Here is a 14761-nt window from a genome sequence, read left to right as displayed (position 1 = left end):
ATACCTTAATAGGAATAACTAAGGCAGTCAGTTCGGCAACGAACATTGATACGCAAAAGCGAACTTTATGCTAGTTTCAAAAGCTGCGGCACAGTTTGAACTTTAAATCTTGTCAATTGGGTAATTTTAAAAGCGGGTAAGTGTGTGCGATAGCGTACGGACATAAAATGCTGTTTAAACCATGCTGAGTTTAATTTTCTCCGTTTCTTACGTTCCTATTTGGAATCATCCTAATTGAGGGTCAGTAAATGCCCATGGTCACGACACTTTCCCTAGCGGCGGGCAATGATGCTTGTCAGCTTACGGAACTCGATATTTATATGTTCAAACAGGGCAATCATTTTCGCCTGTATGAAAAAATTGGCTCACATCTCATCACTGTCGATGGCGTAATAGGTTGCCATTTTGCGGTTTGGGCACCTAATGCGGCTGTTGTGTCGGTCATCGGCGACTTTAATGCTTGGCATGCAGATTCTAATCCACTTCAGATGCGTAATGACGACTCGGGGATTTGGGAAGGCTTTATTGCGGGGGTGACCACTGGTGAGCGCTATAAATACAGGATAGTTTCCAGCGACGGAAAAATAGCAGATAAAGGAGATCCCTTTGCCTTTAGTTGCGAAGTGCCGCCCCTGACTGCCTCCCTGGTCTGCGAACTGGATTATATTTGGCATGATACGGATTGGATGGCAAAACGTGGTGAGAAAAATCAACTTAACGCCCCTTGTTCCATTTACGAAGTCCATTTCGGTTCCTGGCGTAGAGTTCCAGAAGAAGGCAATCGTTTTTTAACTTATCGCGAGATGGCGCAATGGCTACCTCCTTACCTGAATGAGATGGGTTTTACCCATGTCGAGTTCTTGCCGTTAACCGAGCATCCTTTTTATGGCTCCTGGGGCTATGAAACCACCGGTTATTTTGCGGCCACCTCGCGTTACGGTGATCCGCAAGATTTGATGTTTTTGCTGGATACTTTGCATCAGCATGGCATCGGTGTGATCATGGATTGGGCGCCGGCGCATTTTCCATGCGATGCCCATGGTCTTGGACATTTCGATGGCACCTATCTCTATGAACATGCGGATCCTCGACAGGGTTATCAACCGGAGTGGCATAGTTCACTGTTTAATTACGGTCGCTACGAAGTGCGGGCATTCTTGACCAGCAGCGCACTATTCTGGCTGGATAAATATCATATCGATGGTTTGCGCCTGGACGCGGTGTCTTCGATGCTCTATCTGGATTATGGCCGTAAGGAAGGCGAGTGGATTCCAAATCGTAATGGCGGTCGGGAGAATCTGGATGCAGTCACATTCCTGCGCAATCTGAATGAGGCGGTTTATCGTGAATACCCGAGTACGCAAACTTTCGCGGAAGAATCGACTGCTTGGCCTATGGTTTCACGACAGGTTTCGTCTGGTGGATTGGGCTTCGGTCTGAAATGGAATATGGGGTGGATGCACGATACTTTGCAGTATTTTGCCGAGGATCCAATTAACCGCAAATATCACCACGCACAATTGATTTTTAGCATCTGGTATGCCTTTTCCGAAAATTTCGTATTGCCTTTTTCACACGATGAAGTGGTACAGGGCAAGGGGTCGCTGATCGCTAAAATGCCGGGCGACGAATGGCAAAAGTTTGCCAATTTACGCTTATTGTATGGCTATATGTGGGGGCATCCAGGTAAAAAACTGTTATTTATGGGCTGCGAATTCGGACAGAAACACGAATGGCAGCACGATGAAAGTCTGGATTGGGACGAATTGCAATATCCGCATCAACAGGGCTTGCGGCGCTGGATAGCCGATCTCAATGGTTTTTATCGTAGTCACGCGGCGCTCTATCAGCAAGACTTTAGTCGTGATGGCTTTCAATGGATGGACTGCAACTACGCCGAAAAAAGCGTAATTAGCTTTGTGCGCCGTGGCGTTAATTCGAACGATACTCTATTGATCGTTTGTAACTTTACCCCGCTGGTTCGCGAAAATTATCTAGTCGGTGCGCCTGTCGGCGGTGTGTGGCAGGAAGTGCTGAACAGCGATGCCAAGCTATACGGCGGCAATGGCGTCGGGAATTTTGGCGGTGTAGAAGCCGCTCCGGTTCGGTGTGGCGAAATGTATCACTCACTCATGTTGCGCTTGCCGCCGCTTGCCGTGCTTTTCTTCAGATCAGGAAGTGGACTATGACAGACATATTAATCATTGATGGCAGGCGGCGGGTAGTGATTGAAAATGTACAGCCGATAATTGATGGCGGGCGGTTTCCGATCAAGCGTGTTATCGGTCAGAGCGTAGAAGTGAAAGCCGATGCCTTCACAGACAGCCAGGATGCACTGGTTTGCTTGTTGCGCTACCGGCATGAAGCGGAAACGGGTTGGCATGAACTTAGTATGACACCGCTGGCCGTTGACCGTTGGTGCGCTTCGTTTCCGATTACCAAACTGGGTCGCTATTTCTACACGTTGACTGCCTGGAGTGATGTTTTTTTTTCCTGGCGGCAGGAATTTGCACGACGGATTGAATTAGAAGATATCGGCTTGGCGCTGCTGGCAGGTGCACTATTGGTCGCTGAGGCGGCAGTGCGTGCTGACGGAAATAATCAGTTGCAACTTGAAGAATTTGCCAAAGCATTAGGTTCGGTGAAACCAGAGGCTGGTTATGCACAGGCCATGTCAGAAACACTGGCAAGTCTAATGCGAACACATCCTGAGCGTAGTCTGGCTACGGATTATCCCGTCACCTTATGCGTATGGGCGGAGCCTGTACAAGCCCAATACAGTACTTGGTATGAGTTTTTCCCGCGATCCTGCATGGCTGATGGCATGCTGCACGGCAGCTTTGCCGAGTGTGAAAAACGCTTGCCTTATGTCGCGTTCATGGGTTTCGATGTGGTGTATTTGCCGCCTATACATCCAATAGGTCTGAGTCAACGCAAGGGCGCGAATAATACACTGTCAACCAGCAATGAGGATGTCGGCAGTCCCTGGGCTATCGGTGCAGCGGATGGAGGCCATAAAGCAATACATGCGCAATTGGGTACCTTGGCAGACTTTCAGCATCTGCTGCAGAAGGCACAAGAGCTGGATATAGGGATTGCTTTAGATATTGCGTTCCAATGTTCTCTGGATCATCCATACGTGCACGAGCATCCTGAATGGTTTCGTCATCGCGCGGACGGTAGCATCCAGTTTGCCGAGAATCCACCCAAGAAATACGAAGACATTTATCCTTTTAATTTTGAAACCGAAGCCTGGCGTGAGCTCTGGCAGGAACTGCTGGATGTGGTTTTGTTTTGGGTAGAGCAGGGGGTGAGTATTTTCAGGGTCGATAATCCGCACACCAAGCCATTCCAATTTTGGGAATGGCTGATAGCGGAGGTTAAGCGCGAGCATCCCGAGACTATTTTTCTGGCGGAAGCCTTTACCCGGCCGAAAGTTATCTATCAGCTCTCCAAGCTGGGTTTCAGTCAATCTTACAATTATTTTCCGTGGCGCAATACTAAAAGCGAAATCGAGAGCTATTTCACTGAGCTGACCTGTACGCAAGTGCGCGAATATTTTCGATCTAATCTATGGCCGAATACACCGGATATTCTGTCAGAGTATCTGCAATTCGGCGGCCGCTCGGCGTTCATGTTGCGTTTGGTACTGGCGGCTACACTGGGAGCGAGTTACGGAATTTACGGACCGGCTTATGAGTTGCTGGAGGCAACGCCTCGAGAAGTGGGTGGTGAAGAATACCTGAACTCCGAGAAATATCAGCTGCGCAGCTGGGATATCGAACGTGCGGACAGTCTAAAAGATTTTATTGCGCGAGTGAACCGGATACGCCGTGAGAACCCGGCATTGCAGCAAAATCAGCGTTTACATTTTATGACTGTGGACAATGAGAGTCTGCTGTGTTTTGCAAAAATCGCTGAAGATGAGACCAATATCATTTTGGTAGTAGCCAATCTCGATCCTCATCATACCCAGTCAGGTTGGGTGAGCTTGGATTTAGAACTACTTGGTCTAGATACAAGACCTTTCCAGATGCACGATCTATTAACAAACGCCCGTTTTTTGTGGAACGGTACCCGAAACTACGTTGAACTCAATCCGCAAGTTACGCCGGTACACATTTTTAAACTGCGTCGACGGGTGCGGACTGAGCATGACTTCGACTATTTTCTATAGCTGGGTTTTCTAATGGCGAACAGCCGCTAAACCAGGATGAAAGATCGATGATAAAGATGAAACCCAAGACAATAAAAACTGCGCTTACGGACAATGCGCAATGGATGGCCGATCCGCTTTGGTATAAAGACGCGGTTATTTACGAATTGCACGTCAAGGCATTTTTCGATAGCGACAATAATGGCGTTGGTGATTTCTCTGGCATGATGCAGAAGCTGGATTATTTACAGGATTTAGGGGTGAACACGCTTTGGTTGTTACCCTTTTATCCTTCGCCAATGCGCGACGATGGTTATGATATCTCCGATTATCGTAACATTTATCCCGAATATGGCGATATGGCTGATTTTAGGTTGTTCGTGAAAGAAGCGCACCGCCGCAATCTGAAGATTATCAGCGAACTGGTTATCAATCACACCTCCGATCAGCACCCCTGGTTTCAGGCAGCGCGTCGGGCTCCACCCGGTTCCAGCAAGCGTAATTATTATGTTTGGAGCGATAACGACCATCAGTTTCCAGAAACGCGCATTATCTTCAGCGATACCGAAAAATCGAACTGGGCCTGGGATGAAGTCGCCCACGCTTATTATTGGCATCGATTCTTCAGTCATCAACCCGATCTTAATTTCAATCATCCTCAAGTAGTTAAAGCGGTTATCAGAATCATGCGTTTCTGGATGGATCATGGTGTTGACGGTGTCCGGCTAGATGCCATTCCTTATCTGTGTGTACGAGAGGGAACTCAAAACGAAAACTTGCCGGAAACCCATGCCGTTATCAAGCAAATGCGCGCGGTGCTGGATAAGTATTACCAAAATCGGGTGTTTTTGGCCGAAGTCAATCAGTGGCCGGAGGATGTGCGGGATTATTTTAGCGATGGCGATGAATGTCACATGGCTTATAACTTCCCACTGATGCCGCGTATGTATATGGCCATAGCCCAGGAAGATCGTCATCCCATTGTCGACATCATACGCCAGACTCCAGAAATCCCTGAATCCTGTCAATGGGCGACTTTTCTGCGTAATCACGACGAGCTTACCCTCGAGATGGTTACTGATAAAGAACGCGATTATATGTATCAAATGTATGCCGATGATGCGCGGGCGCGTCTTAACTTCGGCATTCGCCGCCGATTGGCGCCACTTATGGACAATGAAAGCAATAAAATTCGGTTGATGAACAGTTTGTTGCTGTCTTTGCCGGGCTCACCCATTATTTATTACGGTGATGAAATCGGTATGGGAGACAATTTATTTCTCGGTGACCGCAATGGTGTGCGCACCCCGATGCAGTGGAGTCCAGATCGCAATGCGGGTTTCTCGCGTGCCGATCCTCAGAATCTGTATCTTCCGCCTGTCATGGATGCAGTGTATGGCTATGGAGCAGTGAATGTGGAGGCGCAGCAACGTGAACATGCTTCATTGTTGAACTGGATGCAAAGTGTGTTGGCCGTGCGTAAAAAACATCAGGCCTTTGGTCGCGGAAAAACGGTTTTTTTGCATCCAGGAAATCGCAAAATACTCGCCTATTTCAGGACTTATGCACAAGACATTATTCTGTGCGTAAGTAATTTGTCACGTGCCGCACAGGCGGTGGAACTCGATCTTCACGAATATAAGGGCTATGTTCCTGTGGAGTTGATGGGATGTTCGGCTTTTCCTCCCATAGGCGATTTGCCCTATCTGCTGACATTGCCGGGTCATAACTTTTATTGGTTTCGTTTGTCCAGTGGCAAAGAGGTGCAAGATTGGCACGAGGAACATCTAACACCAGAAGAATTGCCAATGTTGGTACTGTTCGACGGTTGGCGCAGTTTCTTTCGGGAAAAAGTTGAGCCTTGGCGTAGAACTATGGCTGATCGGGTTCGTAACCAGCTAGAAACAGATGCATTACCGAATTTTGTCTCGACGCAACGATGGTATGGCGCCAAGGGCGATCCAGTGCGGCGAGCGGTTATCAGCGATTACGTAGTGTGGGGGAACGAGTCATATAAATGGCTGGTGGCGCTGGTGAACATCGAAACAGATCAGGCGGAACCATTCAGCTATTTCATACCTCTGGGATTGGCGTGGGAGACAAGCGATACGGAGCGCCTGCATGCCATGTTGCCTACTAGTCTGGCCAGAGTACGTCAACAAGCGCATATCGGTATTCTGGCTGATGCCTTTACAGACGAGGCGTTTTGTCGGGCTCTGGTGTTGTGCATAGGCACCAACCAAACCTTTTCCAGTCAAAATGGCGTTATCCGATTTACACCTACCAGTGTTTATGCAGAGCTCGCAGGGGAGGCGATTGCCGATCTGCCGGTACAAGCAGTCGCCATACAGGGCAGTAATACGGCTGTGTTACTGGGTGAACGTTTATTTCTGAAAGGCTATCGGCATATACAAATCGGGATAAATCCTGAGTTAGAGATAGGACGTTTTCTAACTGAAGGCGGTAAATTTTCGCATTTGGCACCAGTGGCTGGTGCTGTTGAATATGAAGCGGCCGACGGAAGCCGCATGACCTTGGCTTTACTGCAAGGCCAGATAGAAAATCAGGGTGATTTTTGGTGTTACACCTTGGATTACCTTAAACGCTTTCTGGAAGAATCCCGCCTGATAGTGCCGCCATCCGAAGCCCAGGCACCAGCACATGTCGCCTATCTGTTACTCATACAGACTTTGGGAAAGCGTACCGGTGAATTACACAATGCCTTGAGCGCAGCTACCAGCAATCCCGCTTTCAGTCCAGAGCCAGTTAGCGACGCGGATGTTTCGGCTTGGGTGGCACATGTAAAAGCAGAGGCTACCACTACTTTGAATCAACTTGAACATAGGCTAATGGGTTTCGCCGAAAAGGATAAGGAGCTAGCGCAAAGCCTTCTTACGCAACGCACCGCGATTGCGGACATGCTTGAGCATTGTATTTCCAGACCGATCAACACCGTCAAGACCCGCTACCATGGTGATTACCATCTAGGGCAGGTATTACTTGTACAGAATGATTTCGTGATTATCGATTTTGAAGGAGAGCCGACCCGTGCACTGGCCGAACGTCGTTGCAAACACTCGCCATTGCGGGATGTGGCTGGCATGTTACTGTCATTTAACTACGCCGCCGTTACGGCTATTGCTAAAGAGCTGGTGGAATCGCCCGAAGTTGCGGCGAAATTAGAATCTCTGCTGCGCGACTGGGAAGCAGAGGTTGGACGTGTGTTTCTGGCCGCCTACGCTGAAACCTTAGCATATTCAGGAATAATTGCCGCACCGATGCCGCTACGAGGCTTACTCGATTTGTTTTTGCTGGAAAAATTACTGTACGAGGTGCGCTATGAACTTGACAATCGTCCGGATTGGGTAGCGATTCCGTTACGAGGTATTCTGGAGATAATGAATAAGTTAAGCCTGGTAATGGATGCTGGACAGCAAAAGAATTAGCCATAAATGGGCGCTTACTGTTTTAGATAATGCATAAAAGCTTAGCTATTGATGAGGCTGATTAAGGTTAAACCTTGGACATGTTCAGGCTTAAGTGAGTAGCCAATGCTAACTATCATGCAGACAGAGGAGGATTAAACATGACTACAATAATAACGGCTGTTTGGCCGGGAAGACCCTATCCACGCGGTGCCTATTGGGATGGTGAAGGCGTGAATTTCGCTGTTTTTTCTGAGCATGCCGAAAAAGTTGAATTATGCGTATTTGACGCCAAAGGGCATAGCGAAGTGCAGCGTATCGAATTGAAAGAGCGTACTAGTCTGGTCTGGCACTGTTATTTGCCCGAGGCCCGTCCTGGCTTGCTTTATGGTCTTAGAGTACACGGGCCTTACCGTCCGCAGGAGGGACATCGCTTCAATCCGCACAAGTTGCTGATAGAACCTTATGCGAAAGATATAGTGGGAACGCCTCGCTGGAGCGATGCTCATTTCGGATATAGCATAGGCAGCAAGGATGCCGATTTGTCATTTAATCGTCGTGACAATGCCAACTACATGCCGAAATGCCGGGTGGTCGATCAGGCCTTTAATTGGGGAAATGATCGATCACCCGATATTCACTGGCAAGATATGGTGATCTATGAAGTGCATGTTAAAGGCTTTACCATGCAACATCCTGAAATACCGTCTCAATTTCGCGGCACCTACGCAGGATTGGCGATGGATCCCGTTATCGAACATCTCAAACGACTAGGTATAACCACGGTGGAACTGATGCCGGTGCATGCATTCATCGATGATCGTCACCTGGTTGAACGCAGTTTGCGCAATTATTGGGGCTATAACTCGATAGGCTTTTTTGCGCCCGATTCCCGCTATTCGGCCAGTGGCCAGATCAGCGAGTTTAAAACCATGGTCAAAACTCTGCACAAGGCGGGTATAGAGGTCATTCTGGATGTGGTGTACAACCACACTGCCGAGGGAAATCAGCTGGGTCCAACTTTCTCTTTTCGCGGTCTGGATAATGCGTCTTATTATCGTCTGGCGGATGATGATAAACGTTATTACAAGGATTACACCGGCTGTGGCAATACGCTCGATATGCAGCATTTCTGTGTATTGCAATTGATTATGGATAGCCTGCGCTATTGGGTGCTGGACATGCATGTGGACGGCTTCCGTTTCGATTTGGCTTCTGCGTTGGCCAGAGAGTTGCACGAAGTCAATCAACTGGGTACCTTTTTCGATACCATCCATCAAGATCCGGTGTTGAGCACCATTAAGCTGATTGCCGAACCTTGGGATTTGGGTGAAGGTGGCTATCAAGTTGGAAATTTTCCATTGGGCTGGTCGGAATGGAATGATAAATATCGCGATAGTATTCGTGCTTATTGGAAGGGTGATGGCGGTTCGCTTGGCGAGATGGCGCAACGCTTGACTGGTTCTAGCGATCTATATGAACACACTGGCCGCAAGCCACATTCCAGCATTAATTTTATCTGCGCTCATGACGGTTTTACCTTGCATGACCTGGTCAGTTACGACGTTAAGCATAACGAGGCTAATCAGGAAGAAAACCGTGATGGGAACGATAATAATCTTTCCTGGAATTGCGGTGCAGAAGGAGAAAGCGATGATCCGGCAATTAATGTGCTGCGCGCCCGTCAGAAACGTAATTTGCTTGCGACCCTGTTATTATCGCAGGGAGCGCCGATGCTAGTGGCCGGAGATGAAATGGGGCGTAGCCAGCAGGGTAATAACAACGCTTATTGTCAGGACAACCCTATCAGTTGGTTGACATGGGAACTCAAGCAACAGGATAGAGAATCTTTGGAGTTTACCCAGCGTGTCATCGGCTTGCGCAAAGCCCATCCTTTGTTCCACCGAAACTATTTTTTTAAGGGACGCCCCATACGTGGCGGCGAAGTCAAAGATATTATTTGGCTGAATGCAGATGGAGCTGAAATTAGCGATGAAGATTGGAATCAGGCGTTTTCACGTTGTTTGGGTGTTTACTTCGCAGGCGGCAAAATGATCGAAACCGACGAACGAGGAAAGCGTTTAAAGGACGATAATCTATTATTACTGCTCAATGCGGATCATGAAGATGTCGCTTTCAGGTTGCCGGAATACGAGGCACATCATAACTGGGACGTGCTGCTCGACACCAAAAACGCCAACGGTGCTGCAGAAATTACACGTTATCAGGCCGGGCAAACTTATCCATTGAGCGGTCGGGCACTGGTGCTGTTAAAACAGGCGCAGCCAATATGAAACGCATACATGACATGCCATTTGGAGCCGTAATACTTGTTGACGGTAGGGTGCGTTTCCGGTTGTGGGCACCTGCGGCACTTAATGTAGATTTGTGTCTGGAAAATCTGGGACATGAAGACATTCAATTGCCGATGCAGCCGCTGGCGGAAGGTTGGTTTCAGCTCGAAACTTCACAGGCAACGCCGGGTATGCTTTATCGCTATTGCATAGATGGCAACTTGCGTGTGCCGGATCCGGCTTCGCGCGCTAACCCTTATGATGTGCAAGGCGCCAGTCAAGTAATCGACCCCGCCAATTTTAATTGGCTGGATACTGACTGGCGTGGTCGCCCCTGGGCTGAAGCGGTCATCTATGAGTTGCATTTGGGTGCTTTCACTGCCGAAGGTAGTTTTACAGCCGCTTTACAGCGTCTCGATTATCTGGTCGATTTAGGTGTAACTGCTATTGAACTGATGCCGGTAGCGGATTTTTCGGGTAAATGCAATTGGGGTTATGACGGTGTATTACTGTTTGCTCCGGACAGTAGTTACGGTTCGCCGGACGAATTGAAGATGCTGGTGCAAGCGGCTCATGAGCGCGGCTTAATGGTGTTATTGGATGTGGTTTACAACCACTTTGGGCCAGAAGGCAATTATCTGCATCATTATGCACCGCAATTTTTTAACGAACAGCATCATACGCCTTGGGGAGCTGCTATCAATTTTGATGGTGATGGCAGCAGCATAGTACGTAATTTTTACATACATAATGCGCTGTATTGGCTTGAAGAATATCATTTCGACGGCCTACGCTTTGATGCAGTACATGCCATAGTTGATGATAGTCGCCCTAATATTCTGGAGGAGTTGGCGGCTGCAATACAGGTCGAGCTGGGCCGCAACCGGCAAATACATTTGATACTAGAGAACGATAACAACGAAGTGCATTATTTGCAGACCGGCGGTTTTAGCGCACAGTGGAACGATGATATTCATCATGCCTTGCATCTACTGCTGAGTGGCGAAGACGACGGCTATTACGCCGATTACGCTGATCATCCCATTTTGCATCTGGCGCGATGTCTGGCCCAAGGCTTTGCTTTTCAGGGGCAGCCCTCGGCTTTTCGCAATGGCCGGTTGCGGGGCGAACCTAGCCGAGGCCAAACATTGGGCGCTTTCATCAATTTTAGTCAGACACACGATCAGATAGGCAACCGCGCATTGGGCGAACGTATCGGTATGTTGGCACCACAACAACGGCTGCAAGCCGGGTTGGCGATGCTGCTGTTAGCGCCTTCGCCACCCTTACTGTTTATGGGGGAGGAATTTGCCGCAATCACGCCCTTCCAGTTTTTCTGCGATTTTCATGGCGAACTGGCTGTCGCAGTTACCGAAGGGCGACGTCGAGAATTTGCCGGTTTCGCTGCTTTTGCAGACCCTGCTGCGCAGGCTAACATTCCAGACCCCAACGATCCGGCAACATTTTTACATAGCAAGTTGCATTGGTCTTGCCTGGAATTACCGCAGCATCAGGCTAGCCTGGATTACTATCGGCGTTTGCTGGCGCTACGTCACGCCTATATTACACCCCGATTGCCGGAGCAGGGTGGAAGTGGCGAATTCGAATTGCTGGGACAAGCGGGTATGCGAGTGTGCTGGCGTTTAAGCGATGGTAGTCGCTTGATCTTGCTGGCAAATATGGGTAATGACCCTGTTATAACCAATTTTCTTGTTGTAGGTAGTGCCTTTTATATTAGTCAGGCGGATTTACTGGAATCGTTGACCACGGGTTGCATGCCGGCTTGGTGTGTGGCATGGTTCCTTGATGAACTTCAGTTATGAAGCAAATGCCAAAAATGCGTATTCCCTTGTGCACTTATCGTCTGCAGTTTAACAGCGACTTTACTTTCAATCAGGCATGTGAAATTGTAGACTACTTGAGCGCACTTGGTATCTCGCACTTGTACGCCTCACCTTATCTCAAGGCGCGACCCGGCAGTCGGCACGGTTATGACATTATCGATCACAATGCATTGAATCCCGAAATCGGCACAGACCAGGACTTCGAGTTGTTATGCAAAACCTTGGCGCAACATAACCTGGGGCAGGTTTTGGATATAGTACCCAACCATATGGGTGTGCAGGCCGGAGATAATGCATGGTGGTTGGATGTGCTGGAAAACGGTCAGACAGCCGTACATGCGGAGTTTTTCGATATCGATTGGGCGCCGATTAAGGCAAAATTGTTTGGCAAGGTGCTGTTGCCAGTGTTGGCTAACCATTATGGAGCTGTGCTGGAAAATGCTGAATTGCAATTGCGTTTTAATGCAGAACTCGGTGAACTCGCCATCTATTACTATGAGCATCATTTCCCGCTAGACCCTCGCGAGTATCCTCAAATTTTACAGCATCGCATGGCTGACTTTAGTAGACAATTGGGTGAGGACAATCCATTACTGATGGAATACCAGAGTTTGGTTACCGGTTTCCAAAATCTGCCTTCTCGCGATGATACCTCGCCAGAACGTCAGCTGGAGCGGCGACGCGACAAGGAAGTACATAAGCGGCATCTGGCTGGTCTGGTCGTCAATTCTGTCGAAATAGCCGGGTTTATTAATGAGAACCTGGCTATTTTTAATGGACAAGTCGGTAAAGCGGCCAGTTTCGATCTGTTACATCAGTTAATTGAGAACCAAGCCTACCGACTGGCTTTTTGGCGAGTCGCCTCAGACGAGATTAATTATCGGCGCTTTTTCGATATTAACGATCTAGCCGGGTTGCGCATGGAGAACGACGCAGTTTTCGACGCAACCCATCAATTAGTGTTGCGGTTGGTTAAGGAAGGTAAATTAGATGGCCTGCGTCTGGATCATCCGGATGGTTTGTACGACCCTGAAGCCTATTTTTGCAAGCTGGTCGAGCAATGTCGCCTGGTAGGACATGCACCGTATTTGATAGTAGAAAAAATCTTAGGGATACACGAAGACTTACGCCGCAGCTGGCCAGTGCAGGGTACTACGGGCTACGAATTCACAAATCAACTTAATGGTTTGTTTGTGGATACCGGTGCTGCCAAACATATGCAGCGGCTATATTATAGTTTTATCGGAGAGCATATCGATTTTGACGATCTTCTCTATCGTTCCAAAAAACTGATTATGAAGACAGCGCTGTCGGCAGAATTGAATGTATTGGCAAACCAATTATCCCGAATTGCCGAAGCCAACCGCAATACTTGCGATTATACCCTGAACGGTTTGCGTTCGGCCTTGATGGAATTAGTTGCCTGCTTTCCAGTTTATCGGAGTTACATTAGCACACAAGAAATAGTGGCGGAAGACCGAAGTAATATTAAAAAAGCGGTCGCAGCAGCTAAACGCTATAGCACGACGGCGGATACTAGTATTTTTGATTTTCTGTTTCAGGTATTGACGCTGGCCGCAGCAAACGGGCAAGCATCCGCTTATACTGAGCAGGTAATGGTTTTCGCCATGAAATTCCAGCAATTAACCAGTCCGGTGATGGCAAAAGGTCTGGAAGATACTAGCGACTATATCTACCACCGATTGCTTTCGCTGAATGAGGTTGGTGGCGATCCGCGTCGTTTCGGAGTAATCCGCCGCGCATTTCATCACGCCAATCAAGTTCGAGCAGAGCTTAGTCCGCATTCTATGTTGGCGACTTCCACGCACGATACCAAACGTGGAGAGGATGTCCGCGCCCGCCTGAATGTGTTGTCGGAACTACCTGCTGTGTGGCGCTTGGCGCTAAGGCATTGGAGCCGGGCCAACCAAAATCTTAAACAGCTAGTCGATGGATTGCTGACACCCACCCGCAACGATGAGTATTTCGTCTATCAGACGTTGTTGGGTATATGGCCATTGACTGAGCCGGACAGTAATGCATTGGCAGAGCTTAGTTCTCGGCTGCGAGAATATCTGATTAAGGCGTTACGCGAAGCCAAGGTGCATACCAGTTGGGTTAATCCTAATACGGCTTATGAACAGGCGGTGACTGCTTTCAGCGATGCCCTGATCAATGCGCCGAGCGAAAGCGCTTTTATGACGGATTTTAAACCATTTCAACGGCGGATTGCTGGGTTGGGTTTGTTGAACAGCTTGTCACAGACTTTGATCAAACTGACTGCGCCTGGGGTGCCGGATATTTATCAAGGTTGCGAACTGTGGAATTTCTGTTTGGTGGATCCGGACAATCGACGACCAGTAGATTTTGATTGTCGACGCAACATGCTGATGGCATTACAGACCCTCACTGCACAGAACTCGAAACAACGCATGATAGGCGTAAGAGCATTATGCGATACTTTGGAGGATGGCTGGGCGAAAATGCTGCTAGTGAGTTCCGCCTTAGGCTTGCGGAAAAAATGGCCGGAAGTGTTTCAGCAAGGAAGTTATTTGCCCTTGGCTGTCAGGGGCGAGCAATCCACGCATCTGTTCGCTTATGCTCGTATAGCTGGCAAACGCATGGTCATCACCATTGCGCCACGCTTCTTCGTTGCACTACTGGGAAAAACCGAACAGTTGCCGCTAGGGGAAAAGATTTGGGGAAATACGCTAGTGGAACTGCCATTTCATCAGCTCGATCAGCACTATAGCTGCGTTTTTACCGGGAAAGTGCTGGAGCTTAATAAACAATCGTCAGGCTGGCGACTGTCGATTTCACAAGTGTTGGCAGAATTTCCGGTAGGGCTGATTGTTGTTGAGTAATGAATATCAACTCATTGCTCATATGTGTTGTAGCGTACAGACCCGCTTTGGGGTAATGGATAAGCTTAACAATCGCAGATCAAAACAGATATGAAATTGATAAAAAGGTTTTAGTTAACTGTAAAAATTCAATTCCTCAGCCATTCGCTTGGTTTTAAAAAAAGTGATGCGAGATCAT

6 protein-coding genes are annotated in these 14761 nt (G+C 48.3%); all 6 read left to right on the top strand.

Annotated features, from left to right (window positions below):
* Positions 1 to 248: 248 nt before the first annotated feature.
* Positions 249 to 2189, top strand: coding sequence for a 1,4-alpha-glucan branching protein GlgB (gene glgB / locus ABH008_RS15085; RefSeq protein WP_347986439.1), 1941 nt, complete (start codon positions 249 to 251; stop codon positions 2187 to 2189).
* Positions 2186 to 4177, top strand: a complete 1992-nt coding sequence (locus ABH008_RS15080; RefSeq protein ID WP_347986438.1) for an alpha-1,4-glucan--maltose-1-phosphate maltosyltransferase — start codon at positions 2186 to 2188, stop codon at positions 4175 to 4177. The genes glgB and ABH008_RS15080 overlap by 4 nt, the downstream gene beginning before the upstream one ends.
* Positions 4178 to 4233: 56 nt before the next feature.
* Entirely contained in the window at positions 4234 to 7602 is a 3369-nt protein-coding gene (gene treS / locus ABH008_RS15075) for a maltose alpha-D-glucosyltransferase (protein ID WP_347986437.1), read from the top strand.
* Between the two features lie 140 nt (positions 7603 to 7742).
* Complete coding sequence (gene glgX, locus ABH008_RS15070; protein ID WP_347986436.1) at positions 7743 to 9875, top strand: glycogen debranching protein GlgX; 2133 nt, start codon at positions 7743 to 7745, stop codon at positions 9873 to 9875.
* Positions 9872 to 11698, top strand: coding sequence for a malto-oligosyltrehalose trehalohydrolase (gene treZ / locus ABH008_RS15065; RefSeq protein ID WP_347986435.1), 1827 nt, complete (start codon positions 9872 to 9874; stop codon positions 11696 to 11698). The genes glgX and treZ overlap by 4 nt, the downstream gene beginning before the upstream one ends.
* Positions 11695 to 14583 (top strand): malto-oligosyltrehalose synthase, encoded by a 2889-nt coding sequence (treY, locus tag ABH008_RS15060; protein WP_347986434.1) that lies wholly within the window; start codon positions 11695 to 11697, stop codon positions 14581 to 14583. Before treZ ends, treY begins: the two co-directional genes overlap by 4 nt.
* Positions 14584 to 14761: the final 178 nt, after the last annotated feature.

The sequence above is a fragment of the Methylomonas sp. AM2-LC genome, from assembly GCF_039904985.1.
Lineage (GTDB): Bacteria > Pseudomonadota > Gammaproteobacteria > Methylococcales > Methylomonadaceae > Methylomonas.
Note: the sequence above shows the minus strand (reverse complement) of the source record. Positions and strands in the feature narration are given on the sequence as shown.